Below are 20,971 nucleotides of genomic sequence, written 5' to 3'. Positions count from 1 at the left end.
CGGATAAAGCTTAGCTACAATACACTTAGCCATTTACTTCACCTCCAACCGTCGCAACGATAGTAACCTTCTTATTTTCAGGAACTTCTTGATAGGACAGCACATGTATCTGATGCTCTCCATAGCGAACAAATTTAGACATAAGCGGCCTTACTGGAGCAGCAACCAATAACACTGAAGGCCTGCCCATCATCTCCTGCTGGGTCGCAGTTTCAGAGAGAGAGGATTGCAACCTTTCAGCCATACCCGGCTCTAACACCAATCCGTTATCCTGACCCTGCTGAACAGAGTTGAGCAATAGCTGCTCAAGCTGAGGCGCAAGCGTTATCACAGGCAATTCAGCCTCAGAACCATTAATATTTTGTACAATCAATCGCGCTAAAGAAACCCTAACCGCTGCAGTCAAACCCAAAGGATCCTGTGTACGGTTAACCGCATCCGCTAAAGACTCTGCAATCGTACGAAAATCTTTTAACGGCACCTGTTCCATAAGCAAGTTTTGCAGCACTTTCAGTAAAACGCTAAAGGAAAGCTTCCCTGGAACCAACTCTTCAACCAGCTTAGGTGAGGTCTTCGTCAACATATCTAATAACTGCTGAACCTCTTCATGCCCCAGCAGCTCATGGGCATGCAGTTGTAGCAACTGATTCAGATGAGTAGCCACCACCGTAGATGCATCAACCACCGTATAGCCTAAAGACTGCGCTTGCTCCTTCTGGGACTGTTCAATCCAAATGGCATCCAAACCAAATGCAGGGTCTTGAACCTCAACCCCTTGCAACTTACCAAACACTTGACCTGGATTAATCGCTAACTCCCGATCGGGATAGACCTCGGAATCGCCAACAACAACCCCCATTAAGGTTATTCGATAAGCACCTGGCAACAAGTCAAGATTATCCCGAATATGGACAGAAGGAACCAAAAAACCAAGATCCTGGGATAGCTTTTTCCTTACCCCTTTTATTCGACTTAGCAGCTGACCACCCTGCATTTTGTCAACCATAGGAATTAAGCGATAACCCACCTCGAGCCCGATCATGTCCACAGGCATCACATCATCCCAATCAAGCTCTCGTTTCTCTGATTCAGGCTCTTCAGGCAGTTCGGCCTCTTCCTTAGCCTTATCTTCCTCAACCTGAACACGCTCCTTTTCCTTCTTGATCACCCACCAAGCACCACCGGCAGAAAGAAGAGCTAATGACAGAAATGCCACATGCGGCATACCTGGAATAATACCCATCACCGTCATAATACCAGCAGCAACCACCAGCGCTTTAGGCGACGCAAACATCTGGGAAACAACCTGCTTACCCATATCATGCGATACATTTTGACGAGTAACCATGATAGCGGCAGCAGTAGACAGCAAAAGCGATGGAATCTGAGCAACCAAACCATCACCGATAGTTAACAACGAATAAAAACGCATTGCTGTTTCGAAATCGAGATCATGCTGCAACATCCCGATGCCCAAACCACCTAGCAAGTTGATAACCAATATCAATATACCGGCAACCGCGTCACCACGAACAAACTTAGACGCACCATCCATCGAGCCGTAGAAGTCTGCCTCCTGAGTAACATCCTCACGACGCTTACGCGCATCCTCCTGCCCGATCAAACCGGCATTCAAATCAGCATCAATAGCCATCTGTTTACCGGGCATTGCGTCCAAGGTAAAACGCGCGCTAACCTCAGATATACGACCAGCACCTTTAGTCACAACAACGAAATTAATAATGATTAAAATAAGGAAAACAACGAAACCTACAACATAGTTCCCGCCAACAACAACCTCACCAAAGGCTTCAATTACCTTACCAGCCGCATCACCACCTTCATGCCCATAAAGCAAAACAACACGGGTAGATGCGACGTTCAGTGATAATCGTAACAGTGTGGCAATAAGAATAATTGTAGGAAAAATGGCAAAATCAAGAGGTCTGTCTGAATAGACACAAACAAGAAGAACTACAATCGAAAGAGCAATATTGAAGGTAAATAAAACATCAAGAAGGAAGGGTGGCACAGGCAAAGTAACCATAGCCAAGATAACAAGCAACAACAAAGGCACACCTATATTGCCTTTGCTCAAGCTCTTAACATTATCTAGGACTACCGCCTTATCTACCAATTCTCATTTTCCGTCAAAAAAACATCACTTTTAGCATCATTCAGCCAAGAAAGCCTATATTTGCACATCAAAGCACATAATACGCTATTTTTTTGACGAACGACCGCACAATGGCTAAATATTGCAATTTTTAAGCCACTTATTGGTCGTCACTGTATTCATCAGGTATGGGTAAATCTTTGACTTTAAGCTCTGTAGGCCTTTCTGCTTCACGATTTTTAAACCGCTTAAGCTGAAAGACATAGGCAAGCACTTGGGCTACAGCCATAAATAAGCCTGAAGGAATCTCATCATTGATCTCTGTTGAGTGATAAATTGCACGCGCTAAAGGTGGCGCAGACAAAATAGGAACATCATGCTCCTCCGCGACCTCTCTGATTTTCAAAGCAACAAAATCAACCCCTTTAGCCACCATTACGGGCGCACCGCCACCACCCTGCTCTTCATATTTCAAAGCAACCGCATAATGCGTCGGGTTAGTAATGACAACATCAGCCTCGGGCACAGCACCCATCATCTGCCTTTGAGCGATCTCCCTTTGCAACTGTCGGATACGCCCCTTAACTTCCGGCTTACCTTCAGTGTTTTTCAACTCATCCTTAACTTCCTGCAGAGTCATTTTCATTTTTTCAGTGTATTCATAAAGCTGATATGGGACATCAACAATAGCGACTAAAATCAACACCGCACTCAGCGCCATAAAAACCCAGATAATAATATCTAAAGCAGCATCAATAGCCGGCCTTGGCTCAAATGTAGCTAATGCCAATATATCACTACGAAGGTTCCACAAAATAATAATTGCAAAGCCACCCACTAAGGAAAATTTCGCAATCGCTTTAAACAATTCAACCAATGACTTAAGCGAAAACATACGCTTAATCCCTGCTAGCGGGCTTATTCGACTTCCTTTAGGGATAATAGAATCACCGCTGAAGTTCCATCCACCCAAGGCTATTGGCCCGACTAACGCAGCAATTAAAAGAGAGAAGAAAACACCCGCAAGCCCCAATATAGCCTCAGCTACTGAAGTTTCGAAATGAGCCAGCATTTTATTAGGATCAAAAACTGCTTGACGATCGAGAACTAGATTACTCTCGACCATACCAATCATACTATCCGCTAAAATCGAGCCGAAAATAATCACAGAGAAAACGGCCGCCATCAGCACCAGCGTCGTTGCAAGCTCTTTTGACCGGGGAACGTCACCTTTCTCACGCGCCTCCTTGATTCGCTTGGGGGTGGGGTCTTCTGTTTTTTCTTGTCCAGATTCTTCAGCCATAGCGTTTCCTTAAAGAAATAACTGCTCAATGTAATCCAAGACAAAACTAGAGATTCTCATGTACTGATCAAGAAAACCGCCTAGATTAACCCAGTTTATAAATAAACCTAGCACCATCGTAAATGGAAAACCAACCGCAAGAATATTTAACTGTGGTGCAGCTCGAGACATAATGCCAAATGCCATGTTAACAACTAACAAGGCTGTTACCGCAGGCAAAGCCATTAACATTGCGGCAGAGAACATCCAGCTCCCAGACATCGCTACCCGCCAGTAACTTTCCCTATTAATGGCAGACAAACTCACAGGAACAACATCAAAGCTCCTTACAATAATCTCTATCATCACTAAATGTCCGTTTAGTGAGATAAATATCATCATAATCAGGGTGAGATAAAACTGCCCCAACATAACAACAGATATACCATTCGTAGGATCCGTCATGGAAGCAAAACCCAAACCCATCTGCATAGCAATCATTTGACCGCCCAATACAAATATCTGGTAAAAAATCTGAAAGAGAAACCCTAGCATTGCACCAACAAGTATCTGCTGCCCAATAATTAGATAAGTATTTGCGCTCAATGCATCAAATACAGGCATCACAGGTAACAAGGGGGAAACCACAACAGCCAAAGCTAACGCAAGCATCATCCTCACTCGCGCATTAACTAGCTGACTTCCCAAAAGAGGAACTGCCATAAAAAATGAAGCGATACGAAAGAAGGGCCAGAGAAAGGCGGATACCCATTGCTCAATTTGTAGAACACTAAGCTCAAACAAAAGACTATCCTATTAAATAAGGAATATTTTTTATCAACCCGGAGAAGTGTTCCATCAGCTGATTCAGAATCCAAGGTCCAGCCCACATAATCATTAAAATCGTCATTAATAAACGCGGCAAGAAACTTAAAGTCTGTTCGTTGATCTGGGTAGCTGCCTGAAAAGTAGACACGATCAAGCCTACAATAAGGCTCGGCACGATAATAACTGAGACCAAAAGTACTATCAGCCAAAAAGCCTCACCAAAAATACTAAGCACCACTTCTGGAGTCATAAAACTCTCCCGGAATTGACCACTTTAGATCCCAAAACTTGCCGCCAAGGTTCCTATCACTAACGCCCAACCATCAATCAAAACGAATAGCATTATTTTAAAAGGCAAAGAGATAATAACAGGTGACAACATCATCATACCCATAGCCATCAAAACACTGGCAACCACAAGGTCTATCACCAAAAACGGAATAAACAGCATAAAACCTATCTGAAACGCCGTTTTCAATTCACTCGTAACAAACGCGGGTACCAAAACAGTAAAAGGAATTTGCTCAGGACTGTCCACTGCTGGCGTATCAGAGATCTTCATAAATAAGCCTAGATCACTCTCCCTTGTTTGCAGCATCATAAAGTCACGAAAAGGACCGCTTGCTTGCTGAAAAGCCTCAATAACTGTCAACTCCTCACTAATATAAGGCTGCACTGCATCTGCATAAACCTTATCGAGTACAGGCGTCATAATAAACAAAGTCAGGAACATCGACATACCAACCATGATTTGGTTCGATGGTGTTTGCTGTAAACCCAAAGCCTGTCGCAATATAGCAAAGACAATAATAATCCTAGCAAAGGAAGTCATCATCATGACCATAGCTGGTATGAATGTCAGCATGGTCATCAGTGCGAGTACTTGCAAAGTCACACTGTAATTTGTCGACCCATCCTCTGTGGTTGTTAAAGTCAAAGCAGGAATCCCTACATCGGCGGCCTGAACTGCAGAAGGCAAAAATACTGCGGATAAGAACAGTAAAAACGGCAATAACTTATTCATCATTTTTACCGTCCGGTTTATTCTGTCTCTGCTTTACAACCTCAGCCAAACGTTGCGAAAAACTCTCTTTTTTAACATCTCCCAGCTCAAGCTCTCCCTCCTCGAATGCATGAAGCTGAGACACTCGCCCTGGGGCCACACCTAATAGCAAATGCTGTTTTCCGACTTTGATTAAAATAGCTTTCTCACGAGAACTTAGCGGTAGAACACCGATGACACTCATATTTTTTGTCATGGGCGAAATCCCCGAAAAACGCTTTAATGCCCACGACAAGATTAAAATCACGGCTATAACAACAACCATACCTACGGCAAGCTGAGTTAATGCCTCTCCAGAGAAAGGTTCTTTAAAAGAAGTCGGAGTCTCAGTAAGAGCGGATGAAGTAGAGACAGCAGAAGACGTACTGCCTTCTGCAAATAAGAAACTAGGAAAAAAAACGGCAACGAAAAGAAGAATATGACGCATATCCAGTTATTTCAAACGTTTAATACGTTCTTGAGGGCTGATAACGTCTGTTAACCTAATACCATAACGATCGTTCACAACAACAACTTCGCCATGAGCAATTAACGTTCCGTTTACCATCACATCTAACGGCTCACCGGCAACACGGTCCAGTTCAATAACTGATCCCTGATTCAACTGTAATAAATTACTAATAGGAATATCAGTTTGACCAACTTGCATCGATAAAGTAACCGGAATATCCAGAATCACATCAAGCTTAGGATCCGAAACAGGTGTTCCTTCATCTTGCAACTCATCAAGCTCTACAGATTCGCCCGTAACACCGGTGGCCGCCAGTAACTCATCGGGATCAACAGCTCCCGCCTCTTCCGTTACTTGCTCCTCCATAGCAGCAGCCCACTCATCTGCCATAGCTTGCTGGTCTTCAGTTTCATCACTCATCTACATTTGCTCTCTAATGAACTACTTACACACTTATTTAGGGCGTACTATCTGATCTACAATTTTAACCGCCAAATTACCACGGGAAACCCCCATAGTGCAGTTATAAACCGGAACTTTGTTGGCTTTTAATTCAAAATTTTCAGGTAACTCTATTGGGATAATATCGCCCTTTTCTAATTCAAGCACATCCCTCAAGGTCATATCCTGTTCCGCCACTGACATCTCTAGAGGCAAACGAGCCATCAAGATATCCCGCTGTAATGCGACCTGCCAGCGTTCATCTTTCTCATCTTCGCTATTCTGGAATCCAGAAACCAGCAGATCTCGTATAGGCTCCAACATAGAGTAAGGCATAGCCACATGAAACTCTCCAGAACCACCTTCAAGATCAACCTGAAAAGTACTCACAACAACAACTTCTGTCGGATTAATGACGTTAGCCATGGCTGGATTCATTTCATGGCCGAGATGTTCGAAAGTAAGCTCCTTTACAGGGCTCCATGCCTCTTCCAAATCTAAAAAGAATTGCTCTAGCGCTTTATGAATAAGACGGGTTTCAGTTGGTGTGAATTCACGGCCTTCAATTTTCGCATGCCGCCCATCTCCACCAAAAAAGTTATCCACAAGTTTAAAAACAAGCTTCGCATCCATAATAAAGAGCGCGGTGCCCCTTAAAGGTGAAACGCGAATTAAGTTCATACTTGTTGGCACATAAAGCGTATGAATATAATCCCCGTACTTCATCACCTGTACACCACCCACGGTAACATCAGCTGCGCGGCGCAAGAGATTAAAAATACTTATACGGGTGTAACGAGCAAAACGCTCATTGACCATTTCCAGCGTAGGCATCCTGCCACGCACGATACGCTCATGACTTGCCAAGTCATAAGTTCGGACCTCACCCTCTTCGACCTCAGCTTCTTCTGAAGTCTCAACATCACCATCATCAACCCCATGAAGCAGGGCATCAATTTCATCCTGTGATAGTAGATCCTTAACTGACATCTAGCCTAATTCCTTAAACAAACATAACCGCATTACTGCATGACCATATTGGTAAAGAGAATGGTTTCAACACCAGGCTTACCTATCTTCTCTTGCATAATTTCACGCACAAGATCAGTAGAGCTATCTTGCAAAGCAAGTTTACCCTCTAGAGATTGCAGTTCCCTATAGTTTTGTGTGCTATATAAATTATTTAGTCGAGAAACAATCAACGGCATATGCAATGTCATGGCATCATGAACCGCTTGATCTCTGCTTTTTGCCTCAACATATAACTGCATGTAGTGTGGACGATTGTCCTCAGATTGAAGGGTCACCACAAACATAGGCTTGCCGCCCATTGTTCTTACCTTGGTGTAAATTGCTTCCGCTCTAACCGGTTCAGCTGGAGCAGCCTCTTCAGTCTCTGCTGAATCATCACCACCCAATAAGAAAAGAGCTGCCGCTGCACCGCCTCCGCCGACAATAACCAATGCGACAACGCCAATAATAATCCACTTTAACTTTGAAGGCTTTTTCTCTGCACCCTCTTCTGCGCTTGGTTCTTGCTCTTCAGCCATCTATAGATCCTCAACAACATGCCAGCATCATTGAATGATGCCTTAACTGTAAATAACGGTATCTACCTAATATAACACACTGATTTTAAGGCTGAAGATCAAGAACAATAAAAACAAGCGTTTTTATCTTGAACTGATTACTTTAAGCGCTCATTCTAACTATCTATCTACGCATAATAATCAACCAAAGAAATTGATTCAGCTCCTTCAGTCGCTGCAGTTTCTTCTGAATTTTCAGAACCATCTCCCATATATTGATTAGTTGAGGATCCTCCCTCACCCTGCTCTGCCAATTGCTCACGTCTTTGCTGATCCGCGGATTGATCTGCAACCTCAGAATCTTGAAGCGCTAAGCCTTGCTCAGCAAACATCTCGCGCAACCTAGGCAAACTTTGTTCAACAGCATCTCGAACATGCGCATGCGGAGAAGTAAAACTCAAACTGACCTGATCCTGATTAACATTCACCCTGATACTTAAAGAACCTAATTCAGGTGGATCCAATTTAATCTCAGCAACCCGCATGTTTTGAGCGGATATCATTATCGCTCGCTCACCGAGTGCATTTTTCCAAGCGGGCGTATTGACCTGAACATGCTGCGGCATCATCAAATTCTGCGCATCAGAGACTGTTTTTTGAGTTTGAGTAGGCTGTGCTGTAGTTTGCGTTTGCGCTACAGAAGTTAACGCCTCCATACGCTGATTAAACCCAGTATCAACCACTTTTTCATTTGAAGAGACTTTCTGCATAAGCTGTTGAGTCAACTCCAATGCATTACCGAACTTCTCTGAAGGCGCAGCATCGAACATAGGTTTTAGCAAACCATCAGATTTCATAGCAGGATTAGTAATAGATCCCTTTGCAGCCAAATCAGCTAACTGAGCATTTTTATCTAACGCTTTTGACTGGAAGGTATCGACAACAGGCGTAACCCTCTTTACAGGCTCCTCTAAATCCATACTTTCCGAATCAGATTGAGAGATGACAGGAGCAGGAACTGAAGCCTGCGCAACACCTTTATCCCTCTCACCTGAAGTCACAACTGCATTTGCAGTGGTTACTGGATCAGTTGACGCAACAACCGAAGCTTTTTGCGTGCTAGCCGCAGAATCAGCTACACGTGATATTACTTGCTCTACTACACGTTGCTGCTCCGCCGCTGCCGCTCTAGACTCAATTGCAACAGGAGCAACTGGCGCGCCCTTATCAACCAGGCCTTGCACAGCGTCATCAACCTGTACAGCTCTATCAACAGAAGCACCTAGCGCATCAACCACAACCTTCTTAATCTGATCAGCTGATTCACTATGTGTAGAGCCTGATTGCTGAAGATTAGATGCCAGCTCTACTAACTTTTGCAAGCCTGATAATTCATTAGTGTCTTCACTACGCAACCAACGCCCTTCATCGTCGCGCAAAAAGCGACCATTTTCATTAGTAGGCAATAGGATCGGCGCGCCGACAACACCAGCAGTAAACAGCTCATCTATATCACCAACAACACCAGATGACTGAGCCTCTTCGCTATCAGAAGGATTTACACTGCCTGAAGTAAGGGACTCCTCTTCAGGCAATACAGGTTTGCGTTCTGCATATTGTCGAAGGGCCTGTATAAGTTCAGCGCTAATCTCTGAGGGTAATTGCTCACTGCCTTCAACTCGCTGCTCAAGCATTTGGGCAACATATAACATTTGCTGCTGCATCAAAGCCTGAGACGATAGCTCTTCACTATCAGAAGGCGGCAATGCAGTACCCGATTGCGGCAAAAAAGCGCCGGCTTTTAACAAACCAGACTCAGGCACACTTTCACCCTGCTGACTTAGCATCGAGCTAAAGTTACCAAACAAACCACCACCAGACCCAGCAGGCCCAGCACCTTGAGGTAACACAGAAAGATTTAACGTTAACAGCCCACCGCCGGCAGGCATTGACAATTGCTCACTCATTTTAGGCTCCTATATTTTGCCTAATCTAATAAAAGCAAAAAGAGGGCCAAACTTTACAAGAAAGAGGATTTAGTAATTTGCGCTCGCTCATCAAGCTGCTTTTGAAGGGACTTTTCTTCTTCTTTTCTTTCAGTATCCAAAGCTTTATCCGTAAGCTTCTGCATACCTTTAACCTTAGCGTATGCTTCCTTCCAATGCTTTTCTACAGCTTCTAACTCACGTAAGTTCTGCTCAATCGCCGTTACCTGAGTGTCTTTGGCATCCTGAATTTTTTGCATAAAAGCCTGCTGCGCATGAAGCTGGGCTCCCGTGCATCCTTCAGAATTTACGCCTAAATAGTTTTGCTGATACTCCGACATATACTGATCAAGCTGCCCCATTGTTCTCTGATCCTGCTCAACTCGCTGACGACTAGCAGCCAAAAACTGGTCAGCCTGCTGTTTTTTTCGTTCAGCAAGATCAAGCACCAACTGTAGACGTTTTGAGCGTTTATTCATTTCTGCAGACCATTAGTTACTGGGCGGCGTAACTGTTGATTTTGCTCAGGAGCTGACGGAGGTGGAGATAAAACCATAACCATCTGCTGCATCGAAGGAATTAACTGAAATGACTCATTAATACCTTGACGTAAGTAAGCGGTCATCGAAGGAAGGTTCTCCATCACAAAATCAGTATCAGGGTCGCTACCTTTCACATAAGCTCCCACATTAATCAAATCTTCATTTTGACGGTATTTTGAGTATAGCTGCTTAAAACGCATCGCCATCGTCAGATGATCAGCATCAATAATTTGCGGCATTGCTCGACTGATAGAAGCTTCAATATCAATAGCTGGATAATGTCCTTGTTCAGCCAACTGGCGTGACAAAACCACATGCCCATCTAAAATCGCACGCGCAGAGTCAGCAACAGGGTCCTGCTGGTCATCCCCTTCAGTCAATACGGTATAAAATGCGGTGATGGATCCACCACCCTCTTCACCATTACCAGCCCTTTCAACCAACTTGGGGATCTTAGCGAATACTGAAGGCGGATAACCTTTTGTAGCTGGAGGCTCACCAACCGCTAAAGCAATTTCACGCTGAGCCTGAGCATAGCGAGTGAGCGAGTCCATCAACAACAATACATTTTTTCCTTGATCACGAAAATACTCAGCAATACGTGTAGATAGCTGTGAAGCACGCAGTCGCATTAAAGGGGAGTCATCCGCAGGGGAAGCAACTACGACAGACCTTTTGAGCCCTTCGGCTCCCAAACTATGTTCAATAAACTCTTTAACTTCACGACCACGTTCACCAATAAGCCCAACAACAATGATCTCCGCCTCAGTGAAACGAGTCATCATCCCAAGGAGTACAGATTTACCTACACCACTACCTGCAAACAGCCCCATTCGCTGCCCACGTCCAACCGTAAGTAACCCATTAATTGTACGAATACCCACATCAAGCGGCTGCTTGATCGGTTCACGCATCAATGGATTAATTATTTCACCCGTGAGGCCAGTTTCTGCCTCAGGCTGTAACGGCCCTTTACCATCAATAGGTTTGCCTACACCGTTTAATATACGCCCTAAAAGCGTCATTCCTACAGGGACTTTCCCCGACTCCGATGACGCAATAACACGCGTTCCAGCTTGTAAACCATCGATTGGATAAAGCGGCATCAAATAGATGCGATCTCCAGAGAAACCTACGACTTCAGCCTCGATCTGCTGATCTTTAGAGAGCTCGATAAAACAACACTCACCGACAGCGCACTTGATGCCAACAGCTTCGATTGTTAGACCTATCATGCGAGTGATACGACCTTCAACACGGGGACGGGAAGGTTCTAAACGGTGATCAGAATAGCGGGACAGTCTATCGAGAAGTTTACTCATTATCGTCAGAAGTTTGGTGACTTACATTGTTACGAAATTGCTCAACAACACTAGAAAAACGACTTTCAACCTCATGCTGAATAAGAGTACTCTCAGTTTTCAGGCGAAAACCTCCAGCTGTCAGATTCGGCTCACTCTCGATAACTACGCCAGACGGAAAATTAGCTTGCTGCAAAAACTCAACATCAGCATCATTAACCATAAGCTGAATATTGGATATTGGATCAGGCAGCTGCTCTAGAGCTTGATGAATAGAAGCTGCCAACAGATCCTTACGCGTCTCCAACTCTGTTTCAACAACCGCCGAAGCAAGTGAAGTAACCAACTGAATAAGCTGCTCCTCGACCTCTTGAACAGATTCTTTAATCGGGTTTTGTAATTCAGCCACCATATCAGACAAGAGCTTCTGTAAGCGGAGCGTTTCCGCCTCCCCTTTCTGAAAGCCCTCTTTAAAGCCTATATCACGCCCAGAAGTTAGCCCTTCTGCACGGCCTTTTTCCTCACCCTTAAGGCGCCCTTCCTCTAGGCCAGCCGCTAACCCCTCTATACGAGCTGCCTCTCTAATAGACTCAAGCTCAGCAACAGTAATTTTCTCAGCTGCGATAACCTCTTCGACGACTGTTACTTCGGGAGCATTTTTATGCTTTAGACCCGATTCAACCACTTCACCGACTACAGGAAGAGCCCAATCAACAAAGTCCTGAGCATCTTCTGCACGGATTCTTTTATAGGCTTTAGATTCTTTAGACATGTGCTAACTACACCATCGCTTCGCCGCCGCCGCCAAGAACGATTTCGCCCTCATCAGCCAACCTACGAGCAACCGTCAACACTTCTTTCTGCGCTTCTTCAACTTCACTAACACGAACAGGACCTTTCGCCTCAAGGTCATCCCTTAGCAATTCAGCTGCTCGCTTGGACATATTTCTGAATATTTTCTCCTGCAGTGAAACGTCCGCACCTTTGAGCGCAACAACCAAGACATCGGTAGAGACTTCACGCAAAATTGACTGAATAGCTGGATCTTCGACATCCATCAAATTATCAAATACAAACATCAAATCAGAGATGCTTCCGGCAAGATGCTCATCAGATTCTTTAATGCCTTCCATTAACTCAGCTTCAATACCCGACTCAATGAAGTTCATTATATCTGCAGCCGATTTAACACCCCCTAAGGTAGCTGAGCTTGCGCCACTAGCGCCAGCAAATTGACGTTCTAGAATATCATTAAGCTCTTGCAATGCTTGAGGCTGAATACGATCCAAGGCGGCCACCCTCATCAAGATATCAAGACGTTGTTTATCATCAAAAAAGCCTAAAACACCAGCCGCCGCATCCGGCTCTAGGTAAGCAACAACAACCGCTTGAATCTGAGGATGTTCATATCGAATAATTTCTGTAATTTGACGAGGCTCCATCCAACGTAAAGTATCAAGGCCGGATGTATTTGTACTCATAAGAATACGATCAAGAAGGGTTTTTGCTTTCTCTTCACCCAGCGCCTGATTTAGCATTGAGCGAATATAGATATCATTATTGATACCAATGCCGGTTTGGTCACTGACCAAACCCATAAAATCACCAACAACGGATTCAACACGGGTTTGCGGCACGTTATTCAACTGCGCCATCGCTTCACCAATCATCTGAACCTCTTTAGGGCCCATATGTTTGAGAACTTCTGCAGCATCAGTTTCACCTAAGCTAATCAGTAGAATCGCGGCCTTATCTATCTCTCCAAGGCCCTCCTGATCTGCTCCATCACTCATCTTCGCTGCCTACCCATTGCTTTACCGCTTGCGCAACACGCGCAGGATCTTCAGCTACCATACTACGAATAGCATTAAGCTGATAATCAAAGCTTTCATTTGGTGTTGGCAATAAATCATCATCACTACCAAACGTAACCGAATCAGAAGAGAAGTCAGCACCATCTAAACCAGCAAGTTCAGCACTTACCTCACCCGCAGCACCTAAACCCGCAACGTTACCGGCAGTACCCGCAACAGCAAGATTCCGAAGAATAGGACGTAAAATGCCGAACACAAGCACAAGAACAAAGATTACCGCCATCGCCTGCTTCGCCACATCCCATACCCAATCCTCTTTCCAGATAGGTATATCTTCTGTAACAATCGGTGCTTCAGCAACAAATGGAGTATTCACTACATTGACACTATCGCCACGCAAAGCAGAATAACCCACAGCATCCTGCACAAGAATTCGTAAACGCTCTAACTCATTTTGATCCCACGGCGTTTTCAAAACCTCACCGCTTTCAGCGTTAATACTAGACAAGTCATCAACAACGACAGCCACCGTTACACGGCGAATACGTCCTTGCTGATGTTTGGTATAACTAATGGTTCTATCTAACTCATAGTTACGAGTGGCCTGTTTACGCGCAGAACCGGGCCCCGCTGCGGTTTCAACAACTCCTTCTCCTGAAGCAGCTTCCTCTGGCACACTGCTCGGCCCTGGCGGCTGATTAGAAAGCGCCCCTGGAACACCAACCGGCGCGGCACCACCAACCCTTGACTCATCCATAGTCTGTTCACTACGCAAGGCTGGCAAATCTGGATTATAAAGCTCATCAGTCTGCTCAACTGCCGTAAAATCAACATCTGCTGAGACTTCAGCACGGAAGCGTCCCATACCCACAACAGGCTGTAGAATGCTATTTACACGATTCAACATAGTCCCTTCAAGACTACGTGTATATTCCAATTGCTTAGCGGCCAACACCACATTCACATCTTTGTCACGCATATTAAGCAGGCGACCGCGCTGATCAACAACGGTGACATCTTTAACATCAAGCGATGGAATACTTGAAGCCACTAGATTTGCGATAGATGCGACTTGGTCCCTTTCAAGCTGACGACCGGAAAAAAGCTCTAAAAAAACAGAAGCGGTTGGCTTTCGTGTATCCCGAATAAACACGGTATCTTTAGGAATACCTAGATGTACCCGAGCATTACGAACAGAGGTCATACTCGCAATCGTTCGAGCTAGCTCACCCTCAAGACCACGCCTATAACGCGTAGTTTCCATAAACTGACTGGTACCAAGGCTCTGTTCTTTATCTAAAATTTCAAAACCCACTGTTTTATCAGCGGTAAAACCTTCAGATGCTAATTTCAAGCGCGCCTGATGAACATACTCATCTGGTACGAGTATGGCACGACCATCTGCATCAAAATTGTAAGGAACGTTATAAAGCTTTAGCTGCTCAATAATTTGATTAGCATCAGAGAAAGAGAGATTACTAAATAGAACACGTTGCTCAGCCTTTTGAGACCACAAAACAACTGCAAAACCAATAGCAACACTTGCTGCTAAGCCAACCATTAAGCCGATCTGTCTTACGATACTCAGCTTGTTAAAGCCCTGCATCGGGTTTCCGCTTAGTGTTTCAGCACCATTTGCCACAGCCATTCATCCTGTATTCTATTTTTTATTAGATAGGCATTTTCATAATATCTTCGTAAGCACTCACCAAGCGATTTCTCACTTGAGTCATAGCCTGAAAAGATACGGAAGCTTTTTCAGCAGCGATCATGACCTGTGGCAGGTCAATTGTAGGATCACCTTTCTCATACGCCACTGCCATTTTTTTGGCGTCAGCCTGCGTTTCATTGACACCATCTACTGCATTTTTCAGAATATCACTAAAAGCAGTACGCTCAGGCGCCTTAGTACCCGGAACCTCTATTGGCGAAGAGACCGGCATCTCTGAAGACGGCGCTTGAACCTGCGCTTTAATTGTCCGCATCTGCATCAGAACGCTATTTATATCTGCTCTTTCAATCATACCAACACCAAACGGCAATTTATTGACATTATAATCACCCTATAAGCTTCATCAAGGGGATTCTGGATAATAATGTCATAATTTTGTCTATTTTTACTATTACCCACCTTTTACATACTAAATAAAGCAAAAAACGGGCCATTAGGCCCGTTATTCTTTTGACGTCTGCGATTAATAATGAGCTTCTGGCGGATCACCGTATTTCAAACGCACATACATTAACGCTACAGTCAACGCATCACCTATTGCTGTATGCCTTTCTAACATCGGTATATCTAGCTGTTTCGAAATCGTATCAAAACGAAGATCGACATTCCCACCTACGGCTTTCCACTTAATAATATCGTGATAAACATGTGACAGCTCTATTGCTTTATTCGGCAGACCGAAGCCAAATTCAGGACGAATAAATTTATCCAACATGCGGATATCATAATTTACGTAGTAACCCAGAATGGGCCTATTTCCAACAAACTCAAGCACCTGCTGCAATGCATCTTCAATATCGATACCTTCAGCTAGGTCACTTTCCCTTATCTTGTGAATCTTTATAGAATCTCCAGTCAAAGATTTAGGTGGCTTAAGCTTTATATCAAGGCGTTCGCTTGCAAGCACCTTTCTACCACGAATTTTGACTGCACCTATAGAGACGATCTCTCCCTGCTTTACATCCAAACTCGTCGTTTCACAATCCAACGAAACAACTTCATCACCAGTATAGGACTCAAAAAGATGCGCATAAGGCCCCGCCTTATGGTCATATTTTTCTTTTATTCTTCTGACTGCTCTGGGTATTATCATGCACTACCCTCCAAGGTGATATCTAAGCTCAAGATGCTTTTTAAACCCTTTGACAATATGCAATGCATCTCGAAGCAGATCGCGTTCTAATTTATCTAGTGATTGCAGCTCAATAAGGTTAGGCGTTTGATCATGACCTGTATCACTACACTCTATACGCTCAATTTGCTGATTCAGCCTCAATCCAATAAACAAACTCAACGCTTCTGTAATCTCTTTACCGTGCTTATCTTTAAGCTGTCCCAACTCTACTAGAGCTTCTATACGCTCAAAGGTATTTGTCGCTTTCACTCTATACTCAAGCGCAATGGTTCGAATACCATGAACAATCGGAAAAATACCGCCCTTCTTAATATCCAGCTGCCCCTTGTCTTTTAAATTACCAAAGAACGTAAGCGGCGTATCAAACTCAATTGACGCTTTTGCAAAATGAGAAAAGAAAACATCATTATTGCGAAGATGGCGCATAAACCAGTTGCGACTAGCCTTAAAGATAGCAGGGTTACCTGCTACTGGCTTAGCATCTAGCGCTATTGCAAGATTCATCTGGGAATCGCCATCACTCTTCTCTGACCAATTCTGTAACATCTGAGTCCATGCACCCAGCGAACGAACCCAGTCAGGATTAGAAACCATAATATTACCCGGACATGGAGGAAAACCAAATCCGATCAAAGTCTCACTAAAGTGATTTAGCGTTTCTTGCATTTCAGGCCAAACCAAACCGTCACGATGGATAATGGCATTATCCTGATCAGTCTTCATGATTTGTTCACCACGCCCCTCTGAACCCATCACCAACAAACAGACATGCGGCTGCATATCAGAAGGGATGATGATATTAAATAGCTTAGCGATTATGCGCCCATTCATCGCAGCCAAGAGGTCCATGGCAAAGCGGATCTTCACACCATTAGAGACAAGCGCCTTAATCAGATCATCAAGACCTTGAGCAGCCTCCTTAAGGTCTTCAACAGTTTGAGCACGCTCTATTCGTAAACCAATAACATGAGAATGACTTGAGAAATAACTCAAAACATCTGTCAGCTCTACAATACCACCCATTTCCGAGCCCTTCATGACAACAACTCGCTCAATATGCTGTTGCGTCATAATAATCAGCGCATTAAATAGATAATCATCAGTATTGACGGTAATAAGACGATAACTGGCAATCTCAGCTAACTCTGTATCCATCGCCATCTGATTTACAATCACAGCATCCAGCAGATCTGTCCCTGTCACCATCCCGTATCGGTTGCCACGCTTAACGAGAATACAATCCGCCTTATGCTCACGCATGAGCAAAGTCGCCTCACGTATAGATGTCCCCTCCTGAATGACCAGGGGCTCACGCACTAACCCATCAGAGACTTTCGCCAACATAAACTCAGCCATATCCTGAGCTTTACCATGCTGCTGAACAATCTCGGTCTTTGCAGAAAGATTCTGCTGAAAATAGTCAGCAAAAAGACTATTAGAGGCCATTAAATCCATCAACGTTCCTGTTGGAAGAACATGGCAAATAGTCTCCTCTTCGGCTATAAAATTGTGTATAGCTTTACCCCGAATAGCAGACCAACCGCCGAAATAGTCTTCGTTAGTGTAATGAACGAAAACATGCTCCTGACTCACCTCATCCTCTTTTACAACCTCACTCTCACCCACCTTTCCTTTCAAAATAATAAAAACGCCTTCTGGCTCTTCACCAGCGGTCATTATCATCTCGCCTTGCTGGTAATAGCCAATATCTAAGCTGGACTTCAGAAGCTTCTGCTCCTTTTCATCCAGCAAACTGAATGGGAGGTTTGTCATTTTGAAAGAATCAGGCATTTTAATAATCCTTATTATTTTTAAACAAAAAAGGCGCTCCAACTTACGCTGGGCGCCTTTTCTTAAGCTTATTACTCGATCTTAATGATCGTGAGCTTCACCAGCGCCACGTGGGATACGTAGATCAGCTACGACATCCTGAATTTCCTGTGGTGGTGGTGGAGTCATGCTAGAAACCACATAACCAACCACAACGTGTAGAATCGCACCAACAGTACCGAAACCACCTGGAGAAATACCCATGAAGTATTCATCAGGAGAACCGCCACCGAAAGCGAAGTAGTACATGTAAGCCATAGTAGTTACTAGACCTACTAGCATACCTGCGATCGCACCCTGTGAGTTATGACGAGTCCAGAAAATACCCATGATAATAGCTGGGAATACAGATGCACATGCCAAACCAAATGCCAATGCAACAACCTGTGCCACAAAGCCGGGAGGGTTGATACCGAAGTAACCCGCAATCACGATAGCAACAATCGCAGCTAGACGAGCAAACATCAGCTCCTGCTTATCGTTGATATTTGGATTGATAGTCTTCTTCATCAAGTCATGTGAGATTGCAGTAGAGATTACCAACAACAGACCTGCTGCAGTTGATAGCGCTGCTGCTACCGCACCAGCTGCTACTAGAGCAATTACCCAGTTAGGAAGCTGTGCAATATCTGGGTTAGCCAATACCATGATGTCACGATCTACGTAAACTTCATTGGCAAACGGCTGTTTAGCAGCATCAAACTCAGCACCAGGAGTAGGGTTAGTCGTCATACGCTGTCCGTGCTCACCACGTTCGTCAGAGAAAATAGGCTTACCTTTTTTCGCTGTGAACGCTGCACCAGAAGCATACTGAACTTTGCCATCACCGTTACGGTCAGCCCAACCTAGTAGACCTGTATTTTCCCACTGCTTGAACCAGTCAGGCATTTCAGAGTAAGCCGTACCAGTACCATCAGCACCGTTGATAGTCTGAATTAGATTTACACGACCAAAACCAGCAACACCAGGAACCGCAGTGTATAGCAATGCAATGAAGATCAATGCATAACCAGCTGAAAGACGCGCGTCTTTTACACGAGGTACAGTGAAGAAACGTACGATAACGTGAGGAAGACCAGCTGTACCACACATCAGAGCAACAGTTAGGAAGAACAGATCGATAGTCGATTTCTTACCACTTGTATACTGATTGAAGCCCAGATCAACTGAAAGTTGGTCCAAGGTAGCCAATACAGACATACCGCTATCAAGCGTTGCACCTAAACCAATCTGAGGAAGGATATGACCCGTAACCTGAGCAGATAGGAAGAATGCAGGAACTGTAAATGCAAGAATCAATACAACGTACTGTGCTACCTGCGTATAAGTGATACCTTTCATACCACCTAGTACAGCGTAGAAGAATACGATAGTCATACCGATGTAAACACCAGTATCGATATCTACGTGTAGGTAACGAGAGAATACGATACCGACACCACGCATTTGACCAGCTACGTATGTGAAAGAGATTACGATAGTACAAACTACAGCGATTACACGCGCAGTCTGAGAGTAATAACGATCACCGATGAAGTCAGGCACTGTGAACTTACCAAACTTACGTAGGTAAGGTGCTAGCGTTAATGCTAATAGTACATAGCCACCTGTCCAACCCATCAAATAAGCTGAACCATCACGACCGACAAAGGAAACCAAACCAGCCAGTGAAATAAACGAAGCCGCAGACATCCAGTCAGCTGCCGTCGCCATACCGTTTGCAATTGGTGGTACACCACCGCCTGCTACGTAGAATTCTTTAGTAGATCCTGCACGCGCCCATATCGCAATACCGATATACAACGCAAAGGAGCCACCTACAAAGAGAAAAGTTAAAACGTCGAGACTCATAGCAATGCCGTCCTAATAGAAATTATTATTGTTATTCGTGAACGTCATACTTCTCGTCAAGCTTGTTCATGCTGAACACGTAAGTCCAGATCAAGATGACGAATACGAAGATTGACCCCTGCTGGCCGAACCAAAAACCTAGTGGGAAACCGAAGAACGGAATCTCGTTAAGCTGTTCAACGAACAGGATTGCGGCGCCGTAGGAAACTACGAACCAAATCGCAAGGTGAGTCATAATGATGCGCAAATTTTCGCGCCAGTAGGCTTGCGCCTGATCATTACTAATTGACATAACACCATCCTTATTTTTGTTATTGAGAAATTGGTGAAAATTTAAGACTGCTAGAGGTTATCAGACAGCGCCACCAAACAAAGCTAAACTTTAGTCGACTCAAACAAAACCAAATTCAACCAAAAAAACGCTTAAACACTGATAGTTAGGGGCATTCAGACAATTAACTTAAAAACCAACCCTTTCATGCTTTATACAAAAGTAGCAAGCCAGTTGCTCTACATTTACAGTGCCTTTTGCCTAATTTGAGGTATTTTTTGGGTTCGCGAAAAAAAACAGTAAACTATGAGATCGAAGCTCTAACCAAGGAATACTCTAAATGCTTTCTGGCTGGTCGATAATTCTCATATCATTCGCCTACTTAGGTCTACTGTTTGCGATCGCCTACTATGGAGACAAAAGCGCGCAGAGCAATTCGCGCATTGCCAGCCGCCCTATCATTTACTCCCTATCCCTTGCAGTTTATTGCTCGTCCTGGACATTTTACGGGAGCGTCGGCAGAGCCAGCACAAGCGGCTGGGAATTTTTAGCTACTTATTTAGGTCCCGTTATCGTATTTACCTTTGGCTGGCGCCTTATGGAAAAGATGGTCTTAATAAGTAAGCAACAGAACATTACAACTATTGCCGACTTCATCTCTTCTCGCTACGGGAAAAGCCAAGCCCTAGCTGTCTTAGTAACAGTTATAGCTGTTGCCGGAACCATGCCATATATAGCCATGCAGCTTAAGGCCGTTGCCATCAGCTACAACGCACTAACCCCCGGGACAGAGGATGTAA

21 protein-coding genes are annotated in these 20,971 nt (G+C 44.3%); 1 reads left to right on the top strand and 20 read right to left on the bottom strand.

The annotated features are described in order from the left end of the window. Positions 1-25: 25 nt before the first annotated feature. The 20 genes from flhA to B4K11_RS17690 form a co-directional block, all read right to left on the bottom strand. Positions 26-2,137, bottom strand: coding sequence for a flagellar biosynthesis protein FlhA (flhA, locus tag B4K11_RS17785; RefSeq protein WP_292956656.1), 2,112 nt, complete (start codon positions 2,135-2,137; stop codon positions 26-28). Between the two features lie 139 nt (positions 2,138-2,276). Further along, complete coding sequence (gene flhB / locus B4K11_RS17780) at positions 2,277-3,419, bottom strand: flagellar biosynthesis protein FlhB (protein WP_292956653.1); 1,143 nt, start codon at positions 3,417-3,419, stop codon at positions 2,277-2,279. 9 nt (positions 3,420-3,428) lie between these two features. Beyond that, complete coding sequence (gene fliR, locus B4K11_RS17775) at positions 3,429-4,202, bottom strand: flagellar biosynthetic protein FliR (RefSeq protein ID WP_292956650.1); 774 nt, start codon at positions 4,200-4,202, stop codon at positions 3,429-3,431. Between the two features lie 4 nt (positions 4,203-4,206). Beyond that, positions 4,207-4,476: a flagellar biosynthesis protein FliQ gene (gene fliQ / locus B4K11_RS17770; protein ID WP_292956647.1), complete on the bottom strand. Its 270-nt coding sequence runs from the start codon at positions 4,474-4,476 to the stop codon at positions 4,207-4,209. A 24-nt stretch (positions 4,477-4,500) separates the two neighbouring features. Continuing rightward, a complete protein-coding gene (fliP, locus tag B4K11_RS17765; protein WP_292956699.1) occupies positions 4,501-5,250 on the bottom strand; it encodes a flagellar type III secretion system pore protein FliP in 750 nt (249 codons plus the stop codon). Next, on the bottom strand, positions 5,243-5,716 hold the full coding sequence (gene fliO / locus B4K11_RS17760; protein ID WP_292956644.1) for a flagellar biosynthetic protein FliO: 474 nt from the start codon (positions 5,714-5,716) through the stop codon (positions 5,243-5,245). Before fliO ends, fliP begins: the two co-directional genes overlap by 8 nt. Positions 5,717-5,722: 6 nt before the next feature. Further along, positions 5,723-6,160, bottom strand: coding sequence for a flagellar motor switch protein FliN (gene fliN / locus B4K11_RS17755; RefSeq protein WP_292956641.1), 438 nt, complete (start codon positions 6,158-6,160; stop codon positions 5,723-5,725). A gap of 33 nt (positions 6,161-6,193) precedes the next feature. Then, a complete protein-coding gene (gene fliM, locus B4K11_RS17750) occupies positions 6,194-7,171 on the bottom strand; it encodes a flagellar motor switch protein FliM (protein WP_292956638.1) in 978 nt (325 codons plus the stop codon). Between the two features lie 32 nt (positions 7,172-7,203). Further along, positions 7,204-7,731, bottom strand: a complete 528-nt coding sequence (locus tag B4K11_RS17745) for a flagellar basal body-associated FliL family protein (protein ID WP_292956635.1) — start codon at positions 7,729-7,731, stop codon at positions 7,204-7,206. 167 nt (positions 7,732-7,898) lie between these two features. Next, a complete protein-coding gene (locus tag B4K11_RS17740; RefSeq protein ID WP_292956632.1) occupies positions 7,899-9,677 on the bottom strand; it encodes a flagellar hook-length control protein FliK in 1,779 nt (592 codons plus the stop codon). A 53-nt stretch (positions 9,678-9,730) separates the two neighbouring features. Next, entirely contained in the window at positions 9,731-10,174 is a 444-nt protein-coding gene (gene fliJ / locus B4K11_RS17735) for a flagellar export protein FliJ (protein ID WP_292956629.1), read from the bottom strand. After that, the gene (gene fliI / locus B4K11_RS17730) at positions 10,171-11,559 is read right to left on the bottom strand and encodes a flagellar protein export ATPase FliI (RefSeq protein ID WP_292956626.1); all 1,389 of its coding nucleotides are present in this window, start codon (positions 11,557-11,559) and stop codon (positions 10,171-10,173) included. Before fliI ends, fliJ begins: the two co-directional genes overlap by 4 nt. Further along, positions 11,552-12,310, bottom strand: coding sequence for a FliH/SctL family protein (locus B4K11_RS17725; protein ID WP_292956623.1), 759 nt, complete (start codon positions 12,308-12,310; stop codon positions 11,552-11,554). The genes fliI and B4K11_RS17725 overlap by 8 nt, the downstream gene beginning before the upstream one ends. A gap of 7 nt (positions 12,311-12,317) precedes the next feature. After that, positions 12,318-13,331, bottom strand: coding sequence for a flagellar motor switch protein FliG (fliG, locus tag B4K11_RS17720; RefSeq protein ID WP_292956621.1), 1,014 nt, complete (start codon positions 13,329-13,331; stop codon positions 12,318-12,320). Then, positions 13,324-15,000, bottom strand: coding sequence for a flagellar basal-body MS-ring/collar protein FliF (gene fliF, locus B4K11_RS17715; RefSeq protein ID WP_292959485.1), 1,677 nt, complete (start codon positions 14,998-15,000; stop codon positions 13,324-13,326). The genes fliG and fliF overlap by 8 nt, the downstream gene beginning before the upstream one ends. 22 nt (positions 15,001-15,022) lie before the next feature. Next, a complete protein-coding gene (gene fliE / locus B4K11_RS17710) occupies positions 15,023-15,376 on the bottom strand; it encodes a flagellar hook-basal body complex protein FliE (RefSeq protein ID WP_292956618.1) in 354 nt (117 codons plus the stop codon). Positions 15,377-15,547: 171 nt separating this feature from the next. Further along, positions 15,548-16,177 carry a 3'-5' exonuclease gene (locus B4K11_RS17705; protein WP_292956615.1) on the bottom strand — a complete coding sequence of 210 codons (630 nt, stop codon included), beginning with the start codon at positions 16,175-16,177 and terminating at the stop codon, positions 15,548-15,550. Between the two features lie 3 nt (positions 16,178-16,180). After that, positions 16,181-18,010, bottom strand: coding sequence for a putative nucleotidyltransferase substrate binding domain-containing protein (locus B4K11_RS17700; protein ID WP_292956612.1), 1,830 nt, complete (start codon positions 18,008-18,010; stop codon positions 16,181-16,183). Positions 18,011-18,091: 81 nt separating this feature from the next. Continuing rightward, entirely contained in the window at positions 18,092-19,900 is a 1,809-nt protein-coding gene (locus B4K11_RS17695; protein ID WP_292956609.1) for a sodium:solute symporter family protein, read from the bottom strand. Positions 19,901-19,931: 31 nt separating this feature from the next. Next, positions 19,932-20,192, bottom strand: a complete 261-nt coding sequence (locus B4K11_RS17690; RefSeq protein WP_292956606.1) for a DUF4212 domain-containing protein — start codon at positions 20,190-20,192, stop codon at positions 19,932-19,934. A 319-nt stretch (positions 20,193-20,511) separates the two neighbouring features. On the opposite strand from B4K11_RS17690, the gene B4K11_RS17685 reads away from it, so the two are divergent. Next, positions 20,512-20,971 (top strand): sodium:solute symporter family transporter (locus B4K11_RS17685; protein ID WP_414689281.1); only part of this gene is annotated, 460 nt, incomplete at its 3' end.

This window comes from Neptuniibacter sp. UBA6509 (assembly GCA_002435145.1).
Classification (GTDB): domain Bacteria; phylum Pseudomonadota; class Gammaproteobacteria; order Pseudomonadales; family Balneatricaceae; genus Neptuniibacter.
The sequence above is the reverse complement of the archived record's forward strand: the minus strand, read 5'-3'. Positions and strand labels throughout refer to the sequence as shown.

Bases quoted from the DNA above. Each gene is read 5' to 3' on its own strand.
- flhB (WP_292956653.1), bottom strand. From the start codon at position 3,419: ATGGCTGAAGAATCTGGACAAGAAAAAACAGAAGACCCCACCCCCAAG.
- fliQ (WP_292956647.1), bottom strand. From the start codon at position 4,476: ATGACTCCAGAAGTGGTGCTTAGTATTTTTGGTGAGGCTTTTTGGCTG.
- fliP (WP_292956699.1), bottom strand. From the start codon at position 5,250: ATGAATAAGTTATTGCCGTTTTTACTGTTCTTATCCGCAGTATTTTTG.
- fliO (WP_292956644.1), bottom strand. From the start codon at position 5,716: ATGCGTCATATTCTTCTTTTCGTTGCCGTTTTTTTTCCTAGTTTCTTA.
- fliN (WP_292956641.1), bottom strand. From the start codon at position 6,160: ATGAGTGATGAAACTGAAGACCAGCAAGCTATGGCAGATGAGTGGGCT.
- fliM (WP_292956638.1), bottom strand. From the start codon at position 7,171: ATGTCAGTTAAGGATCTACTATCACAGGATGAAATTGATGCCCTGCTT.
- B4K11_RS17745 (WP_292956635.1), bottom strand. From the start codon at position 7,731: ATGGCTGAAGAGCAAGAACCAAGCGCAGAAGAGGGTGCAGAGAAAAAG.
- B4K11_RS17740 (WP_292956632.1), bottom strand. From the start codon at position 9,677: ATGAGTGAGCAATTGTCAATGCCTGCCGGCGGTGGGCTGTTAACGTTA.
- fliJ (WP_292956629.1), bottom strand. From the start codon at position 10,174: ATGAATAAACGCTCAAAACGTCTACAGTTGGTGCTTGATCTTGCTGAA.
- fliI (WP_292956626.1), bottom strand. From the start codon at position 11,559: ATGAGTAAACTTCTCGATAGACTGTCCCGCTATTCTGATCACCGTTTA.
- B4K11_RS17725 (WP_292956623.1), bottom strand. From the start codon at position 12,310: ATGTCTAAAGAATCTAAAGCCTATAAAAGAATCCGTGCAGAAGATGCT.
- fliG (WP_292956621.1), bottom strand. From the start codon at position 13,331: ATGAGTGATGGAGCAGATCAGGAGGGCCTTGGAGAGATAGATAAGGCC.
- fliF (WP_292959485.1), bottom strand. From the start codon at position 15,000: ATGGCTGTGGCAAATGGTGCTGAAACACTAAGCGGAAACCCGATGCAG.
- fliE (WP_292956618.1), bottom strand. From the start codon at position 15,376: ATGATTGAAAGAGCAGATATAAATAGCGTTCTGATGCAGATGCGGACA.
- B4K11_RS17705 (WP_292956615.1), bottom strand. From the start codon at position 16,177: ATGATAATACCCAGAGCAGTCAGAAGAATAAAAGAAAAATATGACCAT.
- B4K11_RS17700 (WP_292956612.1), bottom strand. From the start codon at position 18,010: ATGCCTGATTCTTTCAAAATGACAAACCTCCCATTCAGTTTGCTGGAT.
- B4K11_RS17695 (WP_292956609.1), bottom strand. From the start codon at position 19,900: ATGAGTCTCGACGTTTTAACTTTTCTCTTTGTAGGTGGCTCCTTTGCG.
- B4K11_RS17690 (WP_292956606.1), bottom strand. From the start codon at position 20,192: ATGTCAATTAGTAATGATCAGGCGCAAGCCTACTGGCGCGAAAATTTG.